We start from the raw sequence: 24911 nt of genomic DNA, 5'->3' as shown, positions 1-24911 counted from the left end.
GATAGCTCCCGGTCAGGCGGAACGGGTGAGCGCCAGCGTGTGCTGGGCGATCATCAGTTCTTCGTTGGTGGGGATGACGAAGGCCGCGACGGCGCTGTCCGCCGTGGTGATGCGCGGCCCGTTGGCGGCATTGGCCGCCGGATCGAGGGTGAGGCCGAGGGTGGAGAGGCGCTCCAGCACGGCGGCGCGCACCTTGGCCGAGTTCTCGCCGATGCCGGCGGTGAAGACGAGCGCGTCGAGCCCGCCCAGCACCGCCGCATAGGCGCCGATGAACTTCACGAGGCAATAGACGAAATAGTCCATGGCCAGCCTGTCGTCGGCCACCGCGCTGTCCTGCAGCACCCGCATGTCGGCGCTGTCGCCGGAGAGGCCGAGGAGGCCGGACTGGCCGTAGAGCAGCTTTTCCAGCGCCTCGGGCGTGTAGCCGGCCGAGCGCAGCAGATAGAAGATCACGTCCGCCGGCACGTCGCCGGAGCGGGTGGCCATGGGCAGGCCGGTGAGGCCGGCGAAGGCCATGGAGGTCTCGACGCTCCTGCCGTCCAGCATGGCACACACCGAGGCGCCGCCGCCGAGATGGGCGGCGATGACCCGCCGCGCGCCGGGCGCGACCTTGGGCACCTGCCGGCTGATGTAGTCGTAGGAGATGCCGTGATAGCCCCAGTGCCGCACGCCGGTGTCGCGCACGGTCTTGGGCAGGGCATAGATCTGCGCCACCTCCGGCATGGTGCGGTGGAAGGAGGTGTCGAACACCGCCACCTGCGGCAGGCCGGGGAAGGCTTCGGCGATGGCCCGCGCGCCGCGCACGTTGAACGGCTGGTGCGAGGGCTCCATGGCCGACAGGCCATCGAGATAGTCCAGCACCTCGGGCGTGATCTGCGCCGGCCCCGAAAAGCGCGTGCCACCCAGCACCACGCGGTGGCCGGCCGCCACCACCTTGATGTTGGCCTCGTGCTGCTCCAGCCACGTGACGATGTAGGCCAGCGCCTCCTTGTGGCTCAGCGCATGGCCGGAGCCCCATTCGTGGGCGTCGATGGGCTTGCCATCGGGCTCCTTGGCGATGAAGTGCGGATCACCCGCCATGCTGTCGATGCCTCCGCGGCAGAGCAGCGGCGGGTCCTCCGCGTTCGACGTCGCATAGGCGCCGAACTTGAGGCTGGTGGAGCCGGAATTGACGACCAAAACGGCGTCGGTCATGGCGGTGCCTCGCTCAGTCGGCGGCGCGGGGAAGGATGGCGTCGGGGGAGCGCTTCAGCGCATCGGCGTAGATCACCGCCGCGGCGGCGGAGAAGCGGCGCGCCTCGGCGCTGTCGGCGCGGCTCGTCAGCATCACGGGCACGCGGGCGCCCACCACGAGGCCGGCGGTCTGGGCGTCGGCCATGAAGGCGAGGTTCTTGTAGACCATGTTGCCGGCCTCGATGTTGGGCACCAGCAGCACGTCCGCCACCCCGGCGACGGGCGAGGCGATGTGCTTCACCTGCGCCGCCGCGACGTCCACCGCCGCGTCGAGATCGAGCGGTCCGTCCACGATGCCGCCGACGATCTGGCCGCGGTCCGCCATCTTGGAGAGGATGGCGCCGTCGAGGGTGGCGGCCATCTTGGTGTGGACCATCTCCACCGCCGCCAGCACCGCGACCTTGGGCGTCTCGATGCCTAGCGCCTTCGCGAGGCCGATGGCGTTCTGGCAGATGTCGCGCTTCTGGTCGGTGTCGGGCGCGATGTTGAGCGCCACATCCGTCACCAGCACGCGCCGGGCATAGGTGGGCACGGAGAGGATGGCGCAATGGCTCAGCAGCCGGCCGGTGCGCAGCCCCGCCTCCTTGGCCATCACGGCATGGAGCAGCACGTCGGTGTGGAGGCTGCCCTTCATCAGCGCCCCCACCTCGCCGGCGCCGGCGGCGGCGGCGGCCTTGGCGGCGGAATCGTCCTCGCCCGTGGTGGAGACGATGCGCGTGCCGGAGAGGTCGAGGCCACCGGCCGCGGCGATGCGGCGGATGTCCGCCTCCGGCCCGAACAGCACCGGCTGGATGAGCCCCGCGGCCGCCGCATCGAGGGCGCCGGAGAGGGCATCGAGGCTCAGGGGATGGACCACGCCGGTGGGCAGGGGATCGAGCCCCTTGCAGCGCTCCAGCAGGCCCTCCAGCCGGTGCTCGGGCACGCTGACGCTGATGGCTTTGTCTGGTGCGGCGACGGTGATCCGGGCGGTGGCGACGACGGCGCCGGAGGGCGCCGCGATCGCGCCGTCGAGCCCGATCGTGCGGTCCGCCGCTTGGGTCTCGCGCACGGCGAGGGAGACGGTGAGCGGCACGTCCGCCGGCAGCGGCGCGACGATGCTCACGCTGGAGGCGCGGATGGCCGCGCCGGGGCCGGGCAGCGCCGTGCCCACGAGGGCGGCGAACAGGGAGGCGGCAAGGCCCGCGTCGGCCTGACCCGCCCCCACGCCGGCGAGCATGCCGGCATCGCCGAAGGCGGCGCCCCAGGCGCGCAGGTCCGGCGTGCGGACGATACGGATGGCGGAGGCCTTGTCCCCCGCCTTGATATCCTCGAACAGGCGATTGGCGATGGTGGGCACGGCAATGCCTCCTTCGGGCCATCCCAGGGATGGCAGGAGAGACGGGCGTCGAACGGGGAGGTCCGGGCGCGGCGCGGGGGATGCGCCGCGCCCGCCTTTCCGGCTCAGACGGCTGCGGGGAGGTTCTGGCCGGAAACGGGAACCGGCGCGGTCTTCACCGCCGCCAGCGCCACATTCTTGGGCGACGTGACGCCGAGGATTTCGGCGAGGCGCTCCACCAGGGCCCGCTCGCCGGGCGTATAGGTGCCATCCGCCGTGGCGACGCCGACGACCTTGTTCACCAGATCCTGTCGCTGGCCCGGATCGGTGACCAAATGGGCGATGGCCTCCACCGCCTTCTCCCGTTCCAGGAGCAGGATGTAGAACTGGTCACGCACCAGCGTCTTGAACTCGGGTAGCGAGAGCTGCATCAGCTTCTGCCGCGTCTCATTGAGCGAGCTGGCGGCAGCCTCGTCCAGCGCGCGTGTCACCGAGAGCACGTAGAGAGAGGCGCGCACCAGCGCCTCGTTGAAGCCGCCTTCGGTCACGCGGTCACGGAACTCGGCGATCTTGCGGTCGCGGAAGGCTTCCTTCTGTGGGCTGTTGGCCGGCAACTCGCGCACCTTGCCCTCGATGTTCAGGCCCAGCATCCCCTGCAGGACCGGCGAGCCGTAGATGGCGAAGAAGGACTGCTCCACCGCCCGGTCCCGCACATCGCGCCAGCCGTCGAGGACCGCGTTGATCTGGTCGGACCAGAAGGTCTGGACCGCGAGGAGCGGATTGGCGGCGTCGACGGCCTTGCGGGCGGTCGTTACCTCGGCGGCGAGCTTCTCCACGCCCTTCATCAGGGGGTTGGTGTCCGCGAACAGGGTGTAGGAGAGCCGCAGCGGATTGAAGGTGAACAGCGCATCCGCGAGCTGCGGCGTCGCCACCGCCTTCACGACCGGCTGGAGGAAGGTGCGATAGAGCGAGTGGTTGATCTCCGACACCCGCCGCGCGGCGGCGAAGGCGCGATCATCCTCCACACTGTTGCGGCCGTAGGCGCGCAGGTCGTCCAGCGAGCGCAGCTCGAAGCGCGAATGCCACGCCGCGCCGCCGGCCTTCACCTGCTCCGCCGATGCCGGCTCGATCACCAGCTCGTAGAGGCCGGGGGGCAGGCAGTCGATGAGGTCCATGAGGCGCACCAGCTCCTCGTCCTCCTTCGCCCCGACCTTGGCCGAGACGAAGATGGCGAGGTGGCCCACCTTCTGGTTCATGCAATAGACGATGGTGCGGCCCTCGGCGCGGATGTCGTCCACGTCCTTGTAGAGGTCGAGAATCCAGCCCAGCGTCTGCGGCGGTGGCGAGATATTGTCGCCCTGCGAGGTGAAGACGATGATCGGCGAGGCGATGTTGCGCAGGTCGAACACCTTGCCGTCGGTGGAGCGCACCTCGTTGCGGGTGAGCTTGTCGCCGATGAAGAATTCATCGACGAGGAACTGGATCTCGTCGCCGTTCAGCTTGATGAAGTCGCCCCACCACTTCTCGAATTCGAGATAGCGCGGCCCTTCCGTGTCCACCTTCGACCAGACGTCATACTGCTTGCCCCACAGCCAGTTGGCCGGGTTCAGATTGTCGAAGTTCAGGATCAGCCAGGTGCCGTCGAACTTGCCGCGGCCGAGGTCGCTGACGAGGTTGGTGAGCCACGAGCCGCCCAGGAGGCCGCCCGAATAGCGCATGGGGTTCTTGCCGTGCACGCCCTGCCAGTAGGACATGGGCGAGCCCGCCACCATGCAGGGCCCGAACAGGTCCGGCCGCAGCATCGCCACCATCAGCGTCTGGTAGCCGGCCTGGCAATTGCCGATGGCGAAGGTGGGCGGCGCCTCCGGGTGCATCTCGCGGATGCGCTCGAAGAAGGCGACCTGCCCCTCCACCACGTCCAGGAAGGTCTGCCCCGGCTCCGGCTCGGCGGCAAAGCCGATGAAGTACACGGGATGCCCCGTGGCCAGCGCCTCGCCGATCTCGCTCTCGGTCTTGAACCCGCCGATGCCCGGCCCCTGCCCGGCGCGCGGATCCACCACCGCTACCGGCCGCTTGCGCGGATCCACCGCGACACCCGGAGGGGGGACGATGCGGGACAGGGAGTAGTTGATCGGCCGCGGCAGCGCCCGCCCGCTCACCAGCACCTCATGGTCGAAGGTGAGCACCGTCGCCATGGGATGCGAGGTCATGTCGCGCTGCTCGTTTCCCCTCCGGCGGAGGAGATCGAGGAAGAGGACATTGCGCTGGGCGGCGTCCACGAGGTAGGCGCCGAGCGGTCCGGACTGAACCGCCGCCGAACCGGCCCCGAACGGTGGGTTGAATGCCGGTGAAAGTCCCTTCTGGAATGCCGACATGGCGGCATTCGGGTCGAACGGCAGCAGGTTCTGGAAGGGGGAGGGGGCAGTCGTATCGGCGGCCATGACGGGCTCCCGTCTTTAGCCGGCCCAACGGTTTCGCAGGCCGGACGCTGCTTCGCAGGTGCGAATGGCCGCAGCTAAGGTCCCGTCCGTCGTCGGGGTCAATTCCGTTGATCTACGGGTGCGGGAGCATCCGTATGTGTCCGGAAAGTCGAGGGAATTTGATCTGGCGCAAGGATGGCGCGCAAATCCTCGCGGTGCAGCGAAAGCGGGAGGTTGATCGCTACCGGAAGGGAGCGATCCCCTTGCGATGTCCTGCTTTCCGCCGTGGCGCGCAAAGCACAGCCCTGCGCGGCCAACCCATGGGGGTCAGGAGCGGCCGGAGCCGCTAGTCCTTGGGCTTCAGGAAGGACAGGAGGAAATTCTCCTCCTTCTTCGGGCCGTGCTTCAGCTCGGCCACCACCACCATCTTCTTCACCTCGCCCCGTTTGAAGGCGGCGAGGAACTTGTCGTAGTCCTTGACCGACACGCAGCCGTTGGAATCTCCACGCGGGCCAAGGAGATAGGGGTGGGCGAGGATGCCGGCGCGGCCGTACATCCGCCCGGTCCCGATCGGGTTCAGGCGCACCGCCTCGATGCCGTGGAACAGGGATTCGCGCATGGTCAGCTGGTAGGTGTTGGGCGGCGTCGGGCCCACCATCCGCTTGTTCACGGCGCGGACGTCGTCAAAGGTATCACCGTAGCCCGAATGCGCCTCCAGCCGATCCCCGTTCGGCATGTAAACGACCTTGGCCTTGATATCGTAGATGGCATAGCCGCTGCCCGGCGTGGGCAGCGCCGGCTCATCTTCGGAGAGCGTCGGCGTGTCCGGCGCAGGCGCCTGGCTGCCGGGAACGGCGGAGGGCGTGTCGGTGAGGGAGGCGTCGGGCAGGGACGCGTAGGCGAGGCGCTGGTTCGGCATGGCCGGCTTGCGCAGGGGGAGGGGGACCCCGCCCTGGTCGAACTGCTCCAGCGCCTTGATACCGTCGGCCGCCGCAATCTGGTTTCGGTTCAGCGGATTGGCCATCGGCAGGGGCACGACGCGGCCGGTGAGGCGCGCGGAATTGTCGGAAGGCTCTGCTGTGGCGGCAAAGGAGCGGCCATCGATGGCCACGTTGGTCAGGTAGATGCTGCCGGCATCGACGCCCAGCGAACCGGAGCCGACGACGAGGGAAATCTCGGTCACGGTCGTGCCGGCGGCGGCCATGCTCAGCGCGCGGACGGCCGGGCGCTCGGCGACCTGGGGTGGCGGCGCGGAGACGCCGAAGGCGAACGAGCCCTGCGAGTACCAGACGGCCCCGGCGGCAACGAGCAGGCCGGCAACGATGCCGGTGCCGATGCCCACGAGCGTTCCGCGACGGGACATGCCTTCGGAACGGGAATCGTCGGCATGGGGATCGGCGGCGTGGGGGTCGTAGTCGGAGGCGTCGATCTCCTCCTCATGGACGTGGGGCGTCCAGTGCCAGTCGGCCCGGTCGTGCCAGTCGGCGTAGGGATCGGCGTCGTCCCGGTCCCATTCAGCGTGGTCGCGCCAGCCCGCATCGTGACCCGCGCGCGCATCCTGCTCGCTCGCGTGGTCCTGCCAAGCTGCGTATTCCTGCCGGTCCGAGTGCCTCATGGTCCCCGCTATCAGCGCTGCCGGTCGGTACCGGCTCCGTTCGTCCATTGCAGGGTCCTTCGGTTTTCGCACCGCACAAGTCTTGCCCGGTTCGGATCATCTCCGACCGGCCACCGGCCCTGAACGCTGCGCCCGTGCGGCCCGCCGCACATTACCGCCAGCCCCTGCAAACCTGCCGAAATTCGGTTTCTTTTCCCTTTACGCCCCTCGCTAGACCAGATCACGACGGCGAGAACAAGGCCGTTCGCACGCAAACTTTACCAAGCGAAGGCGGTTTTGGCGAGGGGTTGTGCTGACGCTAGGTCATCCGCGCCGATCTCTGCCAACCCCTTCATTCTTCAAGAGTCAGCTTGCGCCAGGATGTCCTTCAGCACGGGTGCGACACCAGCACGGAAGGCACGAACCGCGTCACGGACGATGGGATCGAGGTCCTCGGGCGTAGTCGTTCCGTACACATAGCGGCGGATGGCCAGATAGAAAATGCGCCCGTGGAGGCCCCAGAACAGTTCGGCCTCGCGTTCGCTGACGGGTATCCGACTCGGGGCCGGAAGCTCCAGCTCCGCCCTCAATTCGGCGCAGGCGGGCAGGATGATCTGGTCACCCACGATGGCGAGGTAGCGGCTGGTGATGTCGAAGGACTTCAAGCCGGAAAAGGCGAAGATTCGCACCCAGTGGTAGTCGAAGACCTGTTCCACATATTCGAGATAGAACTGCGTGAGCCGGGCTTCCAGCGGCCTCGACCGATCCGTCACCAGCGCCGACCAGTCCGCCTTCCAGCGGCTGAGATAGACGTGCTCGTAGACCCGCTCGATGAGCGCTTCCTTGGAGGGGATGTAGCGGTAGATGGCGGAGTGGGTAATTCCCATTCGCTTCGCCAACTCACGCGTCTGGCCCTCGAACCCGTGCTCGGCGAAGAAGCGGACCGCCTCCTCGATGATGGCCTGCTCGCGATCCGCCGCACGCATGTGCTGGCGGCGCGGGCGGGCGGGCGACTGCTTCTGGTCGGGCGTGGGCTTCAAGGCGTGTCCGTTCGGCGCATGGGCTGGGCGCCCGCGGTCCTGCGATAGCGCAACCTTCCCGCGCCACCAAGGGCCTCAGCATGTTGAGGCGCAATCTCGCGCACGCGTCGCAACGAGGCGGGCATGCGGAAAGTCGAAGAAAAGAATAGCGAAGGCAATAATCATATATACGAATGGGAATAGCGTTGTGGTGCGCTGCAATAACTCCCGCGCTGACGCGGTTTCCAAGTTTTCCGGCAATGGCCATGCAGCACTATTGACAGGCAGGCCGGCCTGAGATCATGTTGTGACCAAGTGGTCACTAAAATGAAGCCACGACCGGGAGGATCTGCCCTTGAAAGCCCGCGCTTTCGCCTATGCGCGTCCGTCGAGCCTTGCCGAGGCGCATGCCGCCTTTGCCGGGGCCGATGGCGATGCGAGCTACATCTCCGGCGGGCAGAGCCTGGTGCCGGCGCTGGCGATGCGGCTGCAGGGGCCGCAGGTTCTGATTGACCTCTCCGACATTTCCGAGATGCGTGGCGTTCGACTGGAAGGGGAAACCCTGCGCATCGGCGCGCTCACCCGCCATGCCGAAACCCTGACCGAGCCGCTGATCCGCGCCCATGCGCCGCTGCTCGCGGCAGCCGCGCCTTTCGTCGCCCATCCCGCGATCCGCAATCGCGGCACGGTCGGCGGCAGCGTGGCGCTGGCTGATCCGGCGTCCGAGTTCCCGGCCATGATGCTGGCGATGGGCGCCGAGATGGAGATTTTCGGGGCTGACGGCGTTCGGCGCGTTGCGGCAGACGATTACTTTCAGGATCTCTACCAGACCGCCATCGAGCCCGGCGAAATCCTCGTGGCCCTGCATGTGCCCGCCGCGGGCCCGCGCCATGTCTGGGCCTTCGACGAGATGGCGCGTCGGCGTGGCGATTACGCCATGATCGGCGGCGGCATCCTCGCCGAGCGCGACGGGGCCGTGATCGCGAATCCGCGCATCGCCCTGTTCTCGGTTGGCCCAACGCCAGTGCGCGCCCGCAATGCCGAGGCCGAGATCGCCAACAAGGCGCTCGATGCCGAGACGATCGCCACGGCCCAGCGCGCACTCGATGGCGACATCGACCCGCTCGACGATGCCGAAATTCCCGCCGCCATGCGCCGCCATCTGGCGCGCGTCCTGCTCGGGCGCCTGCTGCGCAAGCTGGAGACCTGCTCATGAACATGATGGCGGGCGCCGTCCCCCTCACGCTCACCGTCAACGGCGTGGAAACCGCGCGCATGGTCGCGCCGCGCACCACGCTGGCGGATTTTCTGCGCATGGACCTGGAACTCACCGCCACCCACGTGGGCTGCGAGATGGGGGCGTGCGGCGCCTGCCTTGTGCTGCTGGATGGCGTGCCGGTGCATTCCTGCCTCGTCTTCGCGGTTCAGGCGCAGGGGCAGTCGGTGGAGACGGTGGAGGGGCTGGTGGCCAGCGGCGCGCTGGCGCCGCTCCAGCAGGCGTTCCATGAGCGAAACGCGCTGCAATGCGGCTTCTGCACGCCGGGCATGCTGGTGAATGCCCACGCCCTGATCGCCCGCGGCGGCATGCCGGACCGCGAGGAGATCCGCGACGCCATCTCCGGCAATTACTGCCGCTGCACCGGTTACGAGGCCATCGTCGACGCCATCGAGGCGGCTGCTCGCAAGGCGAACGGGGAGGGCGCGGAATGAACGCCCCCTTCGACCGTCCGCTCGCCGCGGCGCCCCATCTTCAGCCAGGCGTTCATGTGGGCCGCCCGCTGCCGCGCCCCAACGCCAAGCGGCTGGTGGCGGGGCGGGGGAACTACGTCACCGACATGAAGCTGCCGCGCATGCTGCATGCGGCCTTCGTTCGCTCGCCCTTCGCCCACGCCCGCATCGTGCGTATCGACGTGGAAGCCGCCCGCGCCGCCCCCGGTGTCGCGCTGGTGGCGACGGGCGAAGACCTTGCGAAGCTTTGCACGCCCTGGGTCGGCACGCTCGACCATTTCAAGGGCATGAAATCCGAGCCCCAGCGTCCCCTCCCACTCGATCGCGTAACCTGGAGCGGGCAGGCGGTGGTGGCCGTGGTCGCTGAAAGCCGCGCGGCCGCCGAGGATGCCTGCGAGCTGGTGGAGGTGGAGTATGAGGACTTGCCCGTCCTCGCCGATCTCGACACCGCGCTCGCGCCTGATGCGCCGCGCCTCGTGGAAGGCTTCGCCGACAATCTCTGCTTCCGCAGCGCGCTGGAGAGCGGCGCGGTGGACGACCTGTTCGCCGCCGCCGCCCATGTGGTGGAAGCGGACCTCGCCTTCGGCCGCCACACCGGCGTGACACTGGAGCCGCGCGCGCTCATCGCCGATTACGATGCCAGCGAGCACGCCCTCACCGTCCATCACGGCACGCAGACGCCCTTCCAGTTTCAGGACCTCTATGCACGTCACTACGGTATCCCCGAGGGCCGGGTGCGTGTGGCGGCGCCGGACGTGGGCGGGTCCTTTGGCGTGAAGCTGCACGTCTATCACGAGGACATGGCAGTCATCGGCCTGTCCATGCTGGCGGGCCGGCCGGTGAAGTTCGTGGCGGACCGGCTGGAGGCCTTCGTCTCCGACATCCACGCCCGCGACCATCGCGTGAAGGCGAAGGCGGCAGTCGGCGCGGACGGCCGCATCCTCGCCATGGCGGTGGAGGACGAGACCGCCATCGGCCCCTTCTCCACCTATCCCCGCACCAGCGCGGTGGAGGGCAACCAGGTCATCCGCCTCATCGGCGCGCCCTATCGGCTGGAGGCCTACCGGGCCGACCTGAAGGTGGTGTTCCAGAACAAGACGCAGACGAGCCAGTATCGCGCGGTGGGCCACCCCATCGCCTGCGCCGTCACCGAGCATCTGATGGAGAAGGCGGCCGCCGCGACGGGCCTCGATCCTTTCGAGGTGCGCGCGCGCAACTTCATTCCGGACGACGCCTATCCCTGCCAGTCGCTCACCGGCTACAAGTTCGAGCAGTTGTCCCACGAAGCCTGCCTCGGCAAGCTCAAGGCGCTGATGGACTATGACCGCTTGCGCGCCGAGCAGGCTGAGCTGCGGGCGCGGGGCATCCATCGCGGCATCGGCATCGCGGCGTTCGTGGAGATCACCAATCCCACGCCCGCCTTCTACGGCATCGGCGGCGCGCGCATCTCGGCGCAGGATGGGGCGGTCATCAAGATCACGCCGTCCGGCGAGGTGCGCTGCCTCATCTCGGTGACGGAGCAGGGGCAGGGGACGGAGGCCATCATCGGCCAGATCGTCGCCGATTATCTCGGCGTCTCGCGCGACATCGTGCGCGTCATCACCGGCGACACCGAGGTTACGCCCCATGGCGGCGCCACCTGGGCCTGCCGCGGCGCCGGCATCGGCGGCGAGACGGCGCTGCAGGCAGCGCGCAAGCTCAAGACCAACGTGCTGAACGTGGCCGCCGCCATCCTCCAGGCCCAGCCGGGCGACCTCGATCTTGTCGATGCCGAGGTGGTGGACAAGGCGGGCGGCGCGGCGCGCCTCAGCCTCGCCGAGGTGGCGCGTATCGCCTATTTCCGCTCCGACACGCTGCCGCCGGGCACCGACGCGCAACTGACCGTGGCGCATCATTTCGCGCCGTCCGGCTATCCCTTCGCCTTCACCAACGGCATCCACGGTTGCCATGTGGAGGTGGATGCGGAGACGGGACTTGTCAAAATCCTCAAGCACTTCGTGGTGGAGGACTGCGGCCGCATCATCAACCCGCTCCTGGTCGAGGAGCAGGTGCGCGGTGGCGTGGTGCAGGGGCTGGGCGCTGCCTTCTTCGAGGAATGCCGTTACGACGAGGCCGGCCAGCTCGTGAATGGCTCGCTCGCCGATTATCTCGTGCCCATGGCCTGCGAGATGCCGGATATCGTCATCACCCACATGGAAACGCCGACCCGCGACACCGAACTCGGTGCCAAGGGCTGCGGGGAGGCGGGCACCGCCGCCTCGTCCGCCGCCGCGCTCAACGCGGTCAATGATGCACTGGCGCCGCTGGGCGCGGAGCTGACCCAGATTCCCATGACCCCCGCGCGCATCCTGAAAGCGCTCGGCGCCTACTGACGACCGCCCACAGCCAAAAAACAAGACACACCGGGAGGATTTCATGACCAAGCGGACCGACCATCCCCTCTCCAGCGTATCCCGCCGCACCGTGCTCGCCGGCCTCGGCGCCGCGGGCGTCGGCCTCATCGCGTCGCCGGCCATCGTGCGTGCGCAGGCGGAGACCATCCGCATCGGTTTCCCCACCCCGCTCACCGGCCCCTTCGGCGCCGAGGCGAAGGACCAGGTGAAAAGCGCGGAACTTGCCGTGAAGCTCGTCAACGACAAGGGCGGCATCGCCGGCCGCAAGGTCGAGCTGCTGGTTCGTGACGACAAGCTGAACGCCGGCGAGGCCGCCACCCGCACCCTCGAGCTGATCGAGAAGGACAAGGTCCATGCGGTGGTCGGCGCGCTTTCCAGCGCCGTTCAGCTCGCGGTGAACGAAGTGACGCGCGCACGCGGCGTCATCTACGTCTCCATCAGCCAGTCCGACACCATCAACGAGGTAAAGGACTTCTCGAAGTACACCTTCCACGAGGCGCTGAACCCGCACATGACCACGGCCGCCGTGGCGCGGGCGACCTTCAAGAAGGGCTCCAAGGTCGCCTTGCTCGGCGCCGACTACGCCTATGGCCACGAGATGATGCGCGGCTTCAAGCGCGCGGCCGGCGAACTGGGCGCGGAGATCGTCGGCGAGATCCTGCACCCCTTCGGCGCTGCGGATTATTCCACGCTGATGCCGCGCATCCGCGCCCTGAAGCCGGACATCCTTGCCATCTGCAACTTCGGTCGCGACCAGGCCAATTCGATCAAGCAGGCCAACGACTTTGGCATGAAGAAGCAGATGCAGATCGTGGTGCCAGTGCTGCTGCACAACCAGCGCATCGCCGTGGCGCCCGACGTCTTCGAGGGCATCATCGGCGGCGCCAACTATTATTGGGCGCTGGAGAACACCATTCCCTCCGCCAAGGCCTTCAACGATGCCTACAAGGCGGCCTATGGCTCGCTTCCCACGGACTACGGCGCCTATGGCTTCACCGGCGTCTCGGCGTTGCTGCTGGCCATGGCGAAGGCCGACGGCACCGACACCGACAAGGTGATCGAGGCCATTGAAGGCCTGAAGTATGACGTGGCCAAGGGCCCGCAATACTTCCGCAAGTGCGATCACCAGTCGGTTCAGTCGGTGCTTGTGCTGAAGTCCAAGGCGAAGGCTGACATGAAGAGCGAGCAGGACCTGTTCGACATCGTGGAGAACGTCCCCGGTTCCGAGCAGATGCTGCGCTCTTGCGGCGAGCTGGGCTTCCCGACCTGAGGATCATCGCTTCTTCCGCCCGTTCGCGGGGGATGTGAGCGGAAGATCCTTCTCCCCTTGAGGGAGAAGGTGGATCGCGGCGCAGCCGCGAGACGGATGAGGGGGCAGCGTCTGGAACTCCGGCGCCGCCCCCCGTCACCCGCGGCCTCTCGTCCCTCGAACTTGGCATCAGCCGCTTTCGTCGGAAGAGGGGGAACGCAAGACCGATCACCCCGAACGACCGCCCCGAGAGAACCGATGGACCTTGAACTCATCCTCATGCAGCTGTTCTCCGGGCTCGCGCTCGGGGCGATCCTGGTGATGGTCGCCCTCGGGCTCACCATTGTGTTCGGAATGCTCGGCATCGTGAATTTCGCCCACGGCGCCCTGTTCATGGTGGGCGCCTATGCGGGGCTGTGGATCGCCGCGCAGACGGGCAGCTTCTGGTGGGCGTTGATCGTTGCGCCCATTGGCGTGGGCGTGCTCGGCATGCTCATCGAGCGCTTTCTGATCCGCCCACTTTACGGCCGCACGCCGGACGATCCGCTGCTGCTCACCTTCGGCCTCGGCTATGTGCTGGTAGAGACCGTGCGCATCACCTTCGGCACGGACGGCATCCCCTTCTCGGCACCGGATGCGCTCCAGGGCGTGGTGGACCTCGGGGTCGGCTATTTCCCCATCTATCGCCTGTTTGTGGTGGGCGTGGTGGCGGTCATCCTGCTGCTGCTCTGGGTGGCGCTGGAGAAGACGCGCTTCGGCCTCATCGTGCGGGCCGGCGCGCGCGATCCGCTCATCATGAAAGTTCTGGGGGTGGACGTGAGCCGCCTGTGGCTTCTCGTGTTCGGCCTGGGCGTTGGCCTCACCGCGCTGGGCGGCGTGCTGGCGGCGCCCATGCGCAACGTGAGCCCCGAAATGGGCACGCTGGTGCTGGCGGAAGCTTTCGTCGTCACCGTCATCGGCGGCATGGGCTCGCTGCTCGGAGCGGTGGTTGCGGGACTGCTCGTGGGCGTCGCGGTGAGCATGACCGCGCTGTTCGCCCCCGAGATGGCGACCATCGTCATGTTCGGGCTGATGGCTCTCATTCTCCTCGTCCGACCGCAGGGCCTGTTCGGCCGGCCGGCGGGCGCCTGACGGAACCGGCGCGTGAACGGAGACGACCCCATGACCTCGACCGACCTCGCCGCCGGGCAAAGCGTGGCGCCGCGCACGCTGCCGAAGGCCGGCGCCGCGCTGGACCGCTGGCGCGTGCCGCTCACCATCGCCGTGCTGGCGGTGCTGCCCTTCGTGCTGCCCTCGCAGGCGCTGGCGGTGAACGTGCTGATCTACGGCCTGTTCACCGTGGGCTTCAACCTGCTGTTCGGCTACACGGGCCTCCTCTCCTTCGGCCATGCGGCCTTCTTCGGCGCGGGCGCCTATCTCACTGGAATGTCCATCGCGCATTTCGGGTTCGGCTGGTTTCCCGCCATGCTCACCGGCATCGTCGGCGCGAGCCTGCTGTCCGCGGTGATCGGTGCTCTCTCCATCCGCACGCGCGGCATCTACTTCTGCATGGTCACGCTGGCACTTGCGCAGCTCGTCTATTACGTCGCGCTCCAGGCCTCGGGCTGGACCGGCGGCGAGAACGGCCTGCGCGGCTTCACCGTGGCGAAGGCCGACCTGATTGGCGGCTTCTCGGTGAACCTGCTGAACCCGCTGGCGAAATACTACTTCATCATGTTCTTCGCGGCGCTGGCCCTGTGGTTCGTCTCGCGCGTGCTGAACTCGCCCTTCGGCGCGGCCATCGAGGCGGTGCGCGAGAACGAGACCCGCGCCCGCGCCTGCGGCTTCGACGTGGAACGCACCAAGCTCCTGTCCTTCGTCCTGTCCGGCGCCCTCTGCGGCCTCGCCGGCACGCTCTCGGCGCTGCACCTCTCCATCGTGCCGCTGGATGCTTTGAGCGTTCACACCTCGTCCATCGTGGTGATGATGACCATGCTGGGCGGCGCCGGCTCCTTCTTCGGGCCGTTCGTGGGGGCGCTGGTGTTCCTGCTCATCGAGGATGTCGCTTCGCTCTGGACCACCCACTGGCAGCTCATCGTCGGCATCGTCTTCATCCTGTTCGTGCTGTTCCTGCCCAAGGGTATCTGGGGCAGCCTGATCCAGATCGTGCGTCGCAGGAGGGCGTCATGACCGCGCTGATGGAAGTGACGGACGTGGGCCGCTCCTTCGGTGGCTTCGTCGCCCTCGCCGGCATCTCGGCCAAGTTCGAGCGGAACAAGGTCACGGCGGTGATCGGCCCCAATGGCGCCGGCAAGAGCACCTTCTTCAACGTGCTGTCCGGCGTGCTCCAGCCCTCCACCGGCTCCATCCGCTTCAAGGGGCAGGAGCTGAAGGGGTTGAAGCAGCACCGCTTCGCCCACCTCGGCATCGCCCGCTCCTACCAGATCACCAATCTCTTCCCCGAACTGTCGGTGGAGGAGAATGTCCGGGTAGCCGCCCAGGCGCTGAAGACGCGCTACGACGTCTTCAGCCATCGCGACCGCTATCCCGAACTGACGCAGAAGGCGGATGCGGCCCTCGCCGAGGTGGGCCTCACCCATCGCCGCGCCCGTCGCGCCCGGGACCTCGCCCATGGCGAGCAGCGGGCGCTGGAGATCGCCATCGCGCTGGTGGCGGACCCCGAGCTGCTGCTGCTGGACGAGCCCACGGCCGGCATGGGGCCGGAAGAGACCAAGGAGATGGTGGCGCTGATCGAGCGCCTCGCGGCGGATCGCACCATCCTCCTCGTCGAGCACAAGATGAAGATGATCCTCGGCCTGTCGGACCGGATCCTCGTGCTGCATCACGGCCGGCTCATCGCCGACGGCACGCCGGTCGCGGTGCAGGCCGATCCGGAAGTCCGCCGCGTCTATCTGGGGCAGAACGATGGCTATGCTTGAGGTCGAGAAGCTCAACGCCTGGTACGGGCCGAGCCACGTCGTCCATGACCTGACGTTCAGCATCGAGCAGGGCGAGATCGTCGCCCTCGTCGGCCGCAACGGCGCGGGCAAGACCTCGACGCTGCGCGCGATCATGGGGCTGATGCCGCGCGCGGAAGGCCGGGTGACGTTCGACGGCACGGACCTTCTGCCGCTCGGCGCCCACGCCCGGTTCCGCCTCGGCCTCGGCTACGTGCCGGAGGAGCGGCGGATCGTTTCCGGCCTCACGGTGCGGGAAAACCTGCAGCTCGGCCTCGTCGCGGCAGCGCGTACGGACGAGCGGGCGGCGATCGACGAAATTGCCAAGAGCTTCCCGCGCCTCAAGGAGCGGCTGGAGCAGCAGGGCACAACCATGTCCGGCGGCGAGCAGCAGATGCTCGCCATCGCCCGTGCCATCATCTCCAAGCCGAAGATGGTGCTGCTGGATGAGCCCTCCGAGGGCATCATGCCGGTGCTGGTGGAGGAGATGGGCGTGCTGTTCCGGCGCCTGCGCGATCAGGGCACGACGCTGCTTCTGGTGGAGCAGAATGTGGAGTGGGCGCTCAATCTGGCGAGCCGCGCCATCATCATCGACCAGGGCGAACTGGTGCATCAATCGAGCGCCGCTGCACTGCTCGCCGACAAGGACATCCAGGATCGCTATTGTGCGGTCTGAGCGGCGTCGCCTGAGAGCGGCACGCGCGAACGAGAACACGGGGAGGAGCATCCCATGGAACTGACCGGCGAATATCGCATCAGCGCACCGCGCGAGACCGTGTGGAAGGCGATCCTTGATCCCGAAATGCTCAAGCGCTGCATTCCCGGCTGCAAGGAGCTGGAGCAGACGGGCGACAATGCCTATGCCGCCAAGGTGCAGGTGAAGGTGGGACCCGTCTCGGCCACATTCGCCGGTTCGGTGGAACTGACCGACATGGAGGCTCCCGCCGGCTGCCGCATCGTGGGGCAGGGCAATGGCGGCATCGCCGGTTTCGCCAAGGGCGAGGCCAAGGTTTCGCTGGCGGAGGATGGGGCGGACACCATCCTCAACTATGTGGCGGACGCCCAGATCGGCGGCAAGCTCGCGTCCCTTGGCGGGCGCCTCGTGCAGGCGACCGCCAAGAAGCTCTCAGACCAGTTCTTCACCAGCTTCGCCGAAGCGCTGAACGCGCCGGTCGAGGTGCCGCCGGCGGCCGAAGCCTCCTGAGCGCAGGGCCCACGAGGCCGGCGCGCGCAGCCGGCCTCACTTCACCTTTGCCGCATAATCCTCCGGCTTGAAGCCGACGATGAGATCGCGCCCGTGCTCCAGCACCGGGCGCTTGATCATGGACGGATGCGCCAGCATCAGCGCCAGCGCCTTTTGCTCGTCAATGTCCGCCTTGTCGGCATCCGGCAGCTTCCTGAAGGTGGTGCCGGCTCGGTTGAGCAGCTTCTCCCAGCCGACTTTCTTCGCCCAGCCCTGAAGCGTCTTCGCATCGATGCCCGCCGCCTTGTAGTCGTGGAAGGCATAGGCGATGCCCTGATCGTCGAGCCAGGCCCGCGCCTTCTTCATGGTGTCGCAGGCCTTGATGCCATAGATCGTCGTCGCCATCGCAATCTCCCGTCTGAAAGCGCCGAGCTTACCCGAGCCCGCGCCGTCTTGCCCGCCGCCTTTGCGTCGCAGGCCGTTGAATGGCACCTGCTGCTCATGTAACATATCAGTGCAATCCCAATTGGACGGGCAATAACAGGCAGGGCAGGACGCATGAAGACCTATCGGGGAGACCGCACCATCGACGGCATCGCGGTGACGGTGGACGGCAAGCCGCTGCCGCAGCGCACCGACATCGCCAAACTGAGCAGCGACGGCTTCGAATGGAGCTATGAGGGGCAGGCTCCCGCCCAGCTCGCGCTCGCTCTTCTGGCCGACCACCTTGGCGACGACCGGCGCGCCTATGCGCTGCACGACCAGTTCATGCGCGATGTGGTGGCGAATTTCGCCAATGAATGGGAGATGACTTCCGACGACATCGCTGCCGCCATCCATCGCGTCGCGGCCTGACGCGCGCCGCGACGGCTTGACGGCGGGAGGCGAATCCGTCGTCACAGGGACAATCGGCACGGGAGCGCGCGGCATGGCGAAGGTGGGGGCCAAAGCAGGTTCCAGGGCGCCGGTGAAGCGCCAGAAGCGGCAATCGGTTATCGAGGGGGCGGAGGTCGGGATCGACCTCCTGCTGGAGCCGTTGCGCGAAACCCGCAAGGAACCGCGCCCACCGGCGCGCCGCCCGCGCCGCGAGGATGCGCCGGTGGAGGATGCGAGCCTCACCGACCGGGCCTATCGCATCCTCGAAGAACTGATCGCGACCCTCCAGCTCCCCCCCGGAGCGGTGCTCTCCGAACTCACGCTTTCCGACCGGCTGAAGATCGGCCGCACGCCCATTCGCGAGGCGTTGCAACGGCTCGCGCGCGATGGACTGGTGGTTGTGCTGCCGCGGCGCGGCGTGCTGGTGTCGGACATCAACCTGCGGACCCAGCTTCGCCTGCTGGAGGTGCGGCGGGTGTTGGAGGTGCTGATGGCGGGCCTCGCCGCCGAGCGCGCGACGGCCGAGGAGCGGGACGCCTTCGCGGAGATTGCCGGCTCCATGCGGCAGGCGGCGGAAGTGGAGGACGACCTCGCCTTCATGCGCCTCGACAGGCGGTTCAACCTCTTGATGGCGCAGGCTTCGCGCAACGAGTTCGCGGTGCGCTCGATGGGGCTGATGAACGCGCTGTCGCGCCGCTTCTGGTACCAGCACTACAAGGAAGTGGCCGACCTGCCGCTCGCCGCCCGGCTTCACGCCGAGGTGGCCGAGGCGGTGGCCCGCCGCGACCGCAAGGCGGCCGAGACGGCGGCCTCCAATCTCGTGGACTATATCGAGGATTTCGCCCGCAAGACGTTGGATGCGTGAGGTGTGATGCTCCCTCTCCCGCAAGGGGAGAGGGAGTCTCGTTCACTCAGAACACCACCACGCTGCGGATCGTTTCGCCGGCCTTGAGCGCGGCGAAGCCTTCGTTGATCTCCTCCAGCGCGATCCGGCGGGAGATGAGACCGTTGAGGTCGAGGCGCCCCGCGAGCGCGGCACGCGCCAGGAAGGGGAAATCACGGGCGGGCCGGGCGCCGCCGTAGGAGACGCGGCGGATGCGCTTTTCCGCCATCAGCGAACCCCAGCGGAACGACACGTCCTTCGTCACGTCGATCTTGCCCAGCCAGATCACCTCACCACCCGGCCGCACCGCCTCCACCGTCGTGCGGAAGGCGATGGGGCTGCCGGCGGATTCCAGCACCACGTCCGCCCCGCGGCCACCTGTGAGGGCGCGCGCCGCCTCCACTACATCGCCGGTGCGGGCGTTCACCGTGTGGGTGGCGCCCATGGTGCGGGCGAGGGCGAGCTTGGCGTCGTCCAGGTCGGCAGCAAGGATGGTTTCGGCGCCCGCCAGCCGCGCGCCCTGGACCGCCGCAAGGCCCACGGCGCCGCAGCCGATGACGAGTGCCGTGTCGCCCGGCCCGATGCGGGCGACGTTCAGTGCCGCGCCGACACCGGTCATGATCCCGCAGCCGATGAGGCAGGCCTCCTCGAACGGCAGTTCTTTCGGCACCGGCACCGCCTGCTGGTCGGTCACGATGCAGTATTCGCCGAAGGCGCCGAGGAACATGAGGTTGCCCAGCTCACGCCCGTCCGCGAGCCGCGCCTTGGCGGCGCCGTCGAAGGCGCGCGCCTTCGGCCCTTCGGCGAGATAGCCCTCGCACAGGATGGGCAGCGCGCGGTCGCAATAGAAGCAGTGACCACAATGGGGGTTCCAGGACAGTACCACATGGTCGCCCTTGCGGACGCCCTTGGTCTCCCGCCCCACCTCTTCCACGATGCCGGCCGCCTCGTGGCCGAGCACGATGGGCATGGGATAGACGAGCCCGCCCTCGATCACCTCGAGGTCTGTGTGGCAAAGTCCGGCGGCCTTGATGCGGACCAGCACGTCGCATGGCCCGAGCGCCGCCGCCTGCACCGTCTCGATGGCGAGCGGCGTCTGCGGCGCGTGAAGCACCGCGGCACGATAGGTGAGGGGCATGGCTCAGGCGTGCTCCAGCTCCACCTCGCCGGCGATGACGCGCATGACCGCCTTGTCGCGGTGCGCCTCGGCCAGCGTGCCGGAGAAGATCATCTCGCCGCGCTCCAGCACGTAGAGACGATCCACATAGTCCGGCAGGTGATGCACGTTGGATTCCGCCATCAGCACCGCCTGCCCCATGGCGCGGATGGAGGCGATGCCCTCCGATATGACCGGGATGATCGCCGGCGAGAGGCCCTCGAACGGCTCGTCCAGCAGCAGGAGGCTGGGGTCGAGCGCGAGGGCGCGGGCCACCGACACCATCTTGCGCTCGCCGCCGGAGAGCTGCGCCCCGCCCCGATGCAGATACTGCCGGAGTTTCGGGAAAACGTTCAGGGAGCGCTCGACGCGATCCTTCTCCGACATCTTCGAGCGCCGCGTCCAGGTTGGCAGCTCCAGATTCTCCGCCACGGTGAGGTCGGCGTAGACCTCCGATTCCTCCGGCGAGAAGCCGACGCCCATCTGCGCGATCTCATGCGGCGCGCGGCCGATCAGCTCCTTGCCCGCGAAGCGGATGGAGCCGGACACCGGCTTGCGATAGCCCATGATGGACCGGAACGTGGTGGTCTTGCCCGCGCCATTGCGGCCAATGAGGCAGACGAGTTCGCCCGGCTCCACGGCAAGATCGATGCCGGAGAGGATGCGGCTGCCGGCGATATCCACCTTGAGGCCCGAAATGCTCAGCATGGCCGGATCTCCTGAACGGCGGGCTTCTGGGTCATCTTGGGCGGGCGCGTGCCCACCACGGCAGCGATGAGGGCGGGATCCTTGAAGAAGGTTTCCGGCTTCTCGTCCGCAAGCACGGTCCCCGCCTGGAGCGCGACGATGCGGTCCGAATAGCGGGCCACGAGGTCCATGTCGTGCTCGACCTGGATGATGCCGCGCACGCCGGCCTTGTGGGATGCGCTCACGAGCAGCTCCATGATGGCGTGCTTGTCGCCGGTGGAGACGCCGGAAGTGGGCTCGTCGATGAGGATCAGTTCGGGCTTGAGGGTGAAGGCGCTGGCCACGTCCAGCAGCTTCTTCTCGCCCTGGGAAAGGGCGCTCGCCTGCTGGTCCAGACGGTGGCGCAGGTTGAAGATGTCGGCCACCTCCTCCACGGCGTCGCGGACCTCGCGATCGGCGCCGAGGCTGCGGAAGGGGTTGCCGATGCGCCTCAGGCGCGAGGCGGCGGCGACGCCCAGCGTTTCGCGCACGGTGAGGGCCGGGAAGATGTTCACCAGCTGGAATCCCCGCGCCATGCCGCGGCGGGACAGCTCCACCGGCCCGATGCCGGCGATGTCCTGGCCACGGAAGTGGACGTGCCCGGTGGTCGGCTTCAGCAGCCCCGTGAGCACGTTGACGAGGGTGGACTTGCCGGCTCCGTTGGGCCCGACGATGGAGATGAACTCGCCGTCGTCCACATGCACCGAGACATTCCGGAGCGCGTGGAAGTCGCCGTAGCTCTTGGAGACCTGATGGGCGGAGAGGAGGGCGCGTGAGGCCATGGGTCAGCTCCCGCGCTTGAGGCGGGCGAAGGCGTCGCCGAACAGGCCGGCGATCCCCCGCGGGAAGAAGATGACGATGAGCACCAGCACCGCGCCCATCACGAACCGCCAGTACTGGGTGGCGGACATCACCGTGTCCTGCAGCAGCACGAAGGCAAGGCCGCCCACCACCGGGCCGGCGAAGGCGCCGGACCCGCCGAGGACCGCCATGAACACGAGGTTTCCGGACTGCGTCCAGTAGACGATCTCCGGGTCCGCAAGGCCGATGGTGACGGCGAGGATGACACCGCCGATGGCGCCATAGACCCCGGAGATGACATAGGCCGCCAGCCGCATCCGCGAGACGGTGACGCCGAGATAGGCCGCCTTCTGCGCATTCTCGCGGATGGCGGTGAGGTGCAGCCCGAACGGCGAGCGCACGATCCGCCACATGGCGTAGCCGAGCAGGGTGAGCAGGCCGAGGGCGTAGTAATAGAACGGGCCCGTGATGAAGGCCGTCTTGCCGCCCTCGAACTCCATGCCGAACAGCAGCGGGCGCATCACCCGCATGCCCTGGTCACCACCGGTGAGACCGTAGAACTTGAACAGGATGGAGTGGAACAGCATGCCGAACGCCAGCGTCAGCATGCCGAAGAAGATGCGCGTGTAGCGCACGCACAGGAAGCCCACCGGCACCGCGATGACCACCGCCGCGGCCACCGCGACGAGCAGGGTCAGCTCCAGCGACCGGACGCCCAGCTTCGAGGTCATCACCGCCGCCGCATAGGCGCCGATACCGAGGAACATGGCGTGGCCGAAGGAGAGGAGCCCGGTGTAGCCGAACAGGAGATTGAAGCCGAGCAGCGCGATGGCGAAGCCGAAGAAGGGCACCATCAGGGTGAGCATGTAGGTGGAGGCGACGAGAGGCAGGCCCGCCATCGCCACCACGATCACGAGGAAGGCAGCGAGGCCGCTCGGCCATCGCATGCCGGCGGCGGGCGCCGCCGCAGCCGCACGGGCGGCCGTGGGGGTGCCGAGGGTGGGCGTGCTCATGCCATTGCCTTTCCGAAAAGCCCGGCCGGCCGCAGGATGAGCACGGCGATGACGACCAGATAGATGGAGAGAATTTCGGCCTCGGGCAGAACCATGATGGCCGCCGCCCGGATGAGGCCGACGATGAGCGCTCCGGCCAGCGCGCCGCGCATGGAGCCGAGGCCGCCGATGACCACCACCGCCAAGGCTTCCACCACCAGTTCCACGGCCATTTCAAGCGAGGAGGCCGAGGCCGGCACCACCAGCGCGCCGCCCACCGTGCCGAGCATGCAGCCCACGGTGAACACGGCCGCGAAGACGCGGGAGGAATTGACGCCGAGGCCCTCGCTCATGTCGCGGTTTTCCGCGGTGGCGCGGATGATGCGGCCCGTGCGGGTCTTCTGCAGGAAGGCGCCCAGAGCCACCGCGATGGCGATGGAGGCGGCGATCACGAGGAGGTTGTAGGTGGGGACCCGAAGGCCGAGGAATTCGGCCGTACCGTAGGCCAGATAGGCATTGTCCAAGGTTCGCGGCGTCGCGCCCCAGAAGAAACGGAACACGTCCTGGAACATCAGCAGCAGGCCGAAGGTGAGGAGCAATTGATAGCTCTCGTCCCGGCGATAGACGGTGCGCAGGATGCGCTCCACCGGAAGGCCCACGAGGCCGATCGCGAGGCCCGCGAGCACCAGCACCGGCAGCACCGTCCAGGCCGGAAAGCCCACGGCCGAGGCGAGGCCCACGGCGGTGATGCCGAAATAGGCGCCCAAAGCATAGAAGGAGCCGCAGGCGAGGTTGATGACCTTCTGCACGCCGAACACCAGCTGGAGTCCGGCTGCGACGAGGAAGAGAATGGCGGCGTGAAACACGCCGCCGAGGAGGACGTCGAGGAAGACGGTCACGCGGCGCTCCTCAAACGGGAAGCTTGGAGGTCTTGAGCCATTCCCAGAAGTCCACGCCCGGCGGCTTCTGGAGCTGGTCAGCGGTGAAGCTGTCGACTGTCTTCAGCGTCGGGAAGTCGTAGGAATTCTGGTTGGTGGACAGGCCCTGGTAGAAGGTCTGCTCGGCGATCTTGTCGGCGCGGAACTGCCCCGGCCCGCCGAGGCTCTCGACCTTCTGCTTGGGAATCGATTCGATGATCTCATCCAGCTTCGGCCAGCGCCCGGTGGCCTTTGCCGCGGCTTCGACGCCCGCCTTGTAGGCGGCAAGCGCGAAATAGGCGCGGTCGGCCTCCCAGTGCGGGGCTTCCTTGTAGCGCCCCATATAGTCTTCAACGAACGCCTTCTGCAGCGCGGAAGCATTGGGCAGCGCGAAGTAGAGCGTGTTGTGCCCGAACACGATGTTCTCGGGCATGAACTCCTTCTTCAACTGGTTGATCTGCCAGCCGGCGGCGGGCAAGGCCAGGTTCACGCCCTCGAACAGGCCGGCGGCCGAGCCCTGCTTCATGAACACCGGCAGATCGGCGAACAGCATGGAGGAGAAGATGAAATCGGGCTTGGCTGCCTTCAGCGCGGCAACGTGGGACGTGAGGTCCATGGTCCCGACCTTGGGCCACTGCTCGGCCACCACCTCGACCTCGACACCAGCCCGCTTCAGGATCTGCTGGAAGGCCTCCCAGTTGTTGCGGCCGTAGGAATAGTCCGGATTGATTCCGGCGATGCGCTTGATCTTGCCCTTGAAGTATTTGATCGAGAGCAGCGAGGCCATCACCGCCTCGCATTCATTGTCCGTGGAGCGGAAGACGTAGCGCGACTTGGGCATCGCCTCCTTCACGCCGTCCTGAGTGGTGCCGTCCCACATGATGAGGAGCGCCTGCTCCTCCTCCGCCACGGGCGCGACGCCGAGCGAAACGCCGGTGGAGATGAGGCCCTGCACGCAGTCCACCTTCTCCTGCAGCGCCAGGCGGCGGAAGCGTTCAATGGTGTCCTTCGGCGAGGTCTCTTCCTCGAACACCAGCTCGATCGGGCGGCCGGCGATGCCGCCATCCTTGTTCATCCGTTCAGCCGCCCACTGCACCGCCCGGACTCCGCATTCGCCCACCGTGCCCATGGCCCCGGAGCGCGGTGCGAGAATGCCGATGCGCACCGGCTTCGACTGGGCAATGGCGGGGGAAAAGACCCCCGGGGCGGCGGCGGCGAGACCGGCAGCACCGATCCCCCGCATCAAGGTGCGGCGAGAAATGTTCATTGGCGTCCTCCCCTAGGCGGGTCTCGTGCCCGCCTTCGTGAACTGACATATCATAGATATTCCAGAAGAATGTCTGCAAGCAGCTTTTTTGATCTGGATCATTTTTAAGGATGATGAGTCGGGAAAATGAAATTAAATCATATAGTTATTGTGTTGAACTTTGGTCGCATTCGTCGGACCAAAGGCCTTTTGTGGCCCCGGAACCGCGCCTTGCATATGATGT

General features: G+C 67.5%; 23 protein-coding genes. 11 read left to right on the top strand and 12 right to left on the bottom strand.

Annotated elements, in window-relative coordinates; translation table 11 throughout:
• Positions 1-12 precede the first annotated feature (12 nt).
• The 5 genes from ACT535_RS04860 to ACT535_RS04840 all read right to left on the bottom strand — a co-directional run bounded on the left by ACT535_RS04860 (position 13) and on the right by ACT535_RS04840 (position 7548).
• A complete protein-coding gene (locus ACT535_RS04860) occupies positions 13-1194 on the bottom strand; it encodes an acetate/propionate family kinase (protein ID WP_168458207.1) in 1182 nt (393 codons plus the stop codon).
• Between the two features lie 13 nt (positions 1195-1207).
• Positions 1208-2569, bottom strand: a complete 1362-nt coding sequence (locus tag ACT535_RS04855; protein WP_476363525.1) for a bifunctional enoyl-CoA hydratase/phosphate acetyltransferase — start codon at positions 2567-2569, stop codon at positions 1208-1210.
• Positions 2570-2673: 104 nt separating this feature from the next.
• Positions 2674-4989, bottom strand: a complete 2316-nt coding sequence (locus tag ACT535_RS04850; protein WP_476363524.1) for a DUF3141 domain-containing protein — start codon at positions 4987-4989, stop codon at positions 2674-2676.
• Between the two features lie 325 nt (positions 4990-5314).
• Positions 5315-6583, bottom strand: coding sequence for a DUF2778 domain-containing protein (locus ACT535_RS04845; protein WP_476363523.1), 1269 nt, complete (start codon positions 6581-6583; stop codon positions 5315-5317).
• Between the two features lie 338 nt (positions 6584-6921).
• A complete protein-coding gene (locus tag ACT535_RS04840; RefSeq protein ID WP_476363994.1) occupies positions 6922-7548 on the bottom strand; it encodes a TetR/AcrR family transcriptional regulator in 627 nt (208 codons plus the stop codon).
• Between the two features lie 388 nt (positions 7549-7936).
• Here ACT535_RS04840 and ACT535_RS04835 point away from each other — a divergent pair, with 388 nt between their 5' ends.
• The 9 genes from ACT535_RS04835 (at position 7937) to ACT535_RS04795 (ending at position 17091) form a co-directional block, all read left to right on the top strand.
• Positions 7937-8797 carry an FAD binding domain-containing protein gene (locus ACT535_RS04835; RefSeq protein WP_476363522.1) on the top strand — a complete coding sequence of 287 codons (861 nt, stop codon included), beginning with the start codon at positions 7937-7939 and terminating at the stop codon, positions 8795-8797.
• Positions 8798-8802: 5 nt separating this feature from the next.
• Positions 8803-9291 (top strand): (2Fe-2S)-binding protein, encoded by a 489-nt coding sequence (locus tag ACT535_RS04830; protein ID WP_476363993.1) that lies wholly within the window; start codon positions 8803-8805, stop codon positions 9289-9291.
• Positions 9288-11681 (top strand): xanthine dehydrogenase family protein molybdopterin-binding subunit, encoded by a 2394-nt coding sequence (locus ACT535_RS04825; RefSeq protein WP_476363521.1) that lies wholly within the window; start codon positions 9288-9290, stop codon positions 11679-11681. Before ACT535_RS04830 ends, ACT535_RS04825 begins: the two co-directional genes overlap by 4 nt.
• Before the next feature lie 43 nt (positions 11682-11724).
• Entirely contained in the window at positions 11725-12972 is a 1248-nt protein-coding gene (locus tag ACT535_RS04820; protein WP_476363520.1) for an ABC transporter substrate-binding protein, read from the top strand.
• Between the two features lie 237 nt (positions 12973-13209).
• A complete protein-coding gene (locus ACT535_RS04815) occupies positions 13210-14082 on the top strand; it encodes a branched-chain amino acid ABC transporter permease (RefSeq protein ID WP_476363519.1) in 873 nt (290 codons plus the stop codon).
• A gap of 30 nt (positions 14083-14112) precedes the next feature.
• Entirely contained in the window at positions 14113-15120 is a 1008-nt protein-coding gene (locus ACT535_RS04810) for a branched-chain amino acid ABC transporter permease (RefSeq protein ID WP_168458201.1), read from the top strand.
• On the top strand, positions 15117-15869 hold the full coding sequence (locus tag ACT535_RS04805) for an ABC transporter ATP-binding protein (protein ID WP_168458200.1): 753 nt from the start codon (positions 15117-15119) through the stop codon (positions 15867-15869). The genes ACT535_RS04810 and ACT535_RS04805 overlap by 4 nt, the downstream gene beginning before the upstream one ends.
• On the top strand, positions 15862-16563 hold the full coding sequence (locus ACT535_RS04800) for an ABC transporter ATP-binding protein (protein ID WP_476363992.1): 702 nt from the start codon (positions 15862-15864) through the stop codon (positions 16561-16563). The genes ACT535_RS04805 and ACT535_RS04800 overlap by 8 nt, the downstream gene beginning before the upstream one ends.
• Before the next feature lie 54 nt (positions 16564-16617).
• Positions 16618-17091 (top strand): CoxG family protein, encoded by a 474-nt coding sequence (locus ACT535_RS04795; protein WP_476363518.1) that lies wholly within the window; start codon positions 16618-16620, stop codon positions 17089-17091.
• Positions 17092-17127: 36 nt separating this feature from the next.
• Here the strand turns inward: ACT535_RS04795 and ACT535_RS04790 are convergent, their stop codons facing one another.
• On the bottom strand, positions 17128-17475 hold the full coding sequence (locus ACT535_RS04790) for an ArsC family reductase (protein WP_476363517.1): 348 nt from the start codon (positions 17473-17475) through the stop codon (positions 17128-17130).
• A 153-nt stretch (positions 17476-17628) separates the two neighbouring features.
• Here ACT535_RS04790 and ACT535_RS04785 point away from each other — a divergent pair, with 153 nt between their 5' ends.
• Both ACT535_RS04785 and ACT535_RS04780 read left to right on the top strand, forming a co-directional pair.
• A complete protein-coding gene (locus ACT535_RS04785; RefSeq protein ID WP_209483513.1) occupies positions 17629-17925 on the top strand; it encodes a DUF6166 domain-containing protein in 297 nt (98 codons plus the stop codon).
• 73 nt (positions 17926-17998) lie between these two features.
• Positions 17999-18811: a GntR family transcriptional regulator gene (locus ACT535_RS04780; RefSeq protein WP_476363516.1), complete on the top strand. Its 813-nt coding sequence runs from the start codon at positions 17999-18001 to the stop codon at positions 18809-18811.
• A 46-nt stretch (positions 18812-18857) separates the two neighbouring features.
• On the opposite strand, the gene ACT535_RS04775 is transcribed toward ACT535_RS04780, so the two are convergent.
• The 6 genes from ACT535_RS04775 to ACT535_RS04750 are packed head-to-tail and all read right to left on the bottom strand — an operon-like array spanning position 18858 to position 24688.
• Positions 18858-19967 (bottom strand): Zn-dependent alcohol dehydrogenase, encoded by a 1110-nt coding sequence (locus tag ACT535_RS04775; protein ID WP_476363515.1) that lies wholly within the window; start codon positions 19965-19967, stop codon positions 18858-18860.
• Positions 19968-19970: 3 nt separating this feature from the next.
• Complete coding sequence (locus tag ACT535_RS04770; RefSeq protein ID WP_168458194.1) at positions 19971-20693, bottom strand: ATP-binding cassette domain-containing protein; 723 nt, start codon at positions 20691-20693, stop codon at positions 19971-19973.
• On the bottom strand, positions 20687-21493 hold the full coding sequence (locus ACT535_RS04765; protein WP_476363514.1) for an ABC transporter ATP-binding protein: 807 nt from the start codon (positions 21491-21493) through the stop codon (positions 20687-20689). Before ACT535_RS04765 ends, ACT535_RS04770 begins: the two co-directional genes overlap by 7 nt.
• Before the next feature lie 3 nt (positions 21494-21496).
• On the bottom strand, positions 21497-22525 hold the full coding sequence (locus tag ACT535_RS04760) for a branched-chain amino acid ABC transporter permease (protein WP_476322676.1): 1029 nt from the start codon (positions 22523-22525) through the stop codon (positions 21497-21499).
• Positions 22522-23403, bottom strand: a complete 882-nt coding sequence (locus ACT535_RS04755; protein ID WP_476363513.1) for a branched-chain amino acid ABC transporter permease — start codon at positions 23401-23403, stop codon at positions 22522-22524. The genes ACT535_RS04760 and ACT535_RS04755 overlap by 4 nt, the downstream gene beginning before the upstream one ends.
• A gap of 10 nt (positions 23404-23413) precedes the next feature.
• Complete coding sequence (locus ACT535_RS04750) at positions 23414-24688, bottom strand: ABC transporter substrate-binding protein (protein ID WP_168458191.1); 1275 nt, start codon at positions 24686-24688, stop codon at positions 23414-23416.
• Positions 24689-24911: the final 223 nt, after the last annotated feature.

The organism is Xanthobacter sp. DMC12, assembly GCF_056314105.1.
This window is presented reverse-complemented; position numbering and strand designations above follow the sequence as displayed.

Excerpts from the sequence above, each read along its gene's own strand:
- ACT535_RS04860 (WP_168458207.1), bottom strand. The coding sequence starts at position 1,194 with ATGACCGACGCCGTTTTGGTCGTCAATTCCGGCTCCACCAGCCTCAAG.
- ACT535_RS04850 (WP_476363524.1), bottom strand. The coding sequence starts at position 4,989 with ATGGCCGCCGATACGACTGCCCCCTCCCCCTTCCAGAACCTGCTGCCG.
- ACT535_RS04845 (WP_476363523.1), bottom strand. The coding sequence starts at position 6,583 with ATGAGGCACTCGGACCGGCAGGAATACGCAGCTTGGCAGGACCACGCG.
- ACT535_RS04840 (WP_476363994.1), bottom strand. The coding sequence starts at position 7,548 with ATGCGTGCGGCGGATCGCGAGCAGGCCATCATCGAGGAGGCGGTCCGC.
- ACT535_RS04830 (WP_476363993.1), top strand. The coding sequence starts at position 8,803 with ATGGCGGGCGCCGTCCCCCTCACGCTCACCGTCAACGGCGTGGAAACC.
- ACT535_RS04825 (WP_476363521.1), top strand. The coding sequence starts at position 9,288 with ATGAACGCCCCCTTCGACCGTCCGCTCGCCGCGGCGCCCCATCTTCAG.
- ACT535_RS04820 (WP_476363520.1), top strand. The coding sequence starts at position 11,725 with ATGACCAAGCGGACCGACCATCCCCTCTCCAGCGTATCCCGCCGCACC.
- ACT535_RS04815 (WP_476363519.1), top strand. The coding sequence starts at position 13,210 with ATGGACCTTGAACTCATCCTCATGCAGCTGTTCTCCGGGCTCGCGCTC.
- ACT535_RS04810 (WP_168458201.1), top strand. The coding sequence starts at position 14,113 with ATGACCTCGACCGACCTCGCCGCCGGGCAAAGCGTGGCGCCGCGCACG.
- ACT535_RS04805 (WP_168458200.1), top strand. The coding sequence starts at position 15,117 with ATGACCGCGCTGATGGAAGTGACGGACGTGGGCCGCTCCTTCGGTGGC.
- ACT535_RS04800 (WP_476363992.1), top strand. The coding sequence starts at position 15,862 with ATGCTTGAGGTCGAGAAGCTCAACGCCTGGTACGGGCCGAGCCACGTC.
- ACT535_RS04795 (WP_476363518.1), top strand. The coding sequence starts at position 16,618 with ATGGAACTGACCGGCGAATATCGCATCAGCGCACCGCGCGAGACCGTG.
- ACT535_RS04790 (WP_476363517.1), bottom strand. The coding sequence starts at position 17,475 with ATGGCGACGACGATCTATGGCATCAAGGCCTGCGACACCATGAAGAAG.
- ACT535_RS04785 (WP_209483513.1), top strand. The coding sequence starts at position 17,629 with ATGAAGACCTATCGGGGAGACCGCACCATCGACGGCATCGCGGTGACG.
- ACT535_RS04780 (WP_476363516.1), top strand. The coding sequence starts at position 17,999 with ATGGCGAAGGTGGGGGCCAAAGCAGGTTCCAGGGCGCCGGTGAAGCGC.
- ACT535_RS04775 (WP_476363515.1), bottom strand. The coding sequence starts at position 19,967 with ATGCCCCTCACCTATCGTGCCGCGGTGCTTCACGCGCCGCAGACGCCG.
- ACT535_RS04770 (WP_168458194.1), bottom strand. The coding sequence starts at position 20,693 with ATGCTGAGCATTTCGGGCCTCAAGGTGGATATCGCCGGCAGCCGCATC.
- ACT535_RS04765 (WP_476363514.1), bottom strand. The coding sequence starts at position 21,493 with ATGGCCTCACGCGCCCTCCTCTCCGCCCATCAGGTCTCCAAGAGCTAC.
- ACT535_RS04760 (WP_476322676.1), bottom strand. The coding sequence starts at position 22,525 with ATGAGCACGCCCACCCTCGGCACCCCCACGGCCGCCCGTGCGGCTGCG.
- ACT535_RS04750 (WP_168458191.1), bottom strand. The coding sequence starts at position 24,688 with ATGAACATTTCTCGCCGCACCTTGATGCGGGGGATCGGTGCTGCCGGT.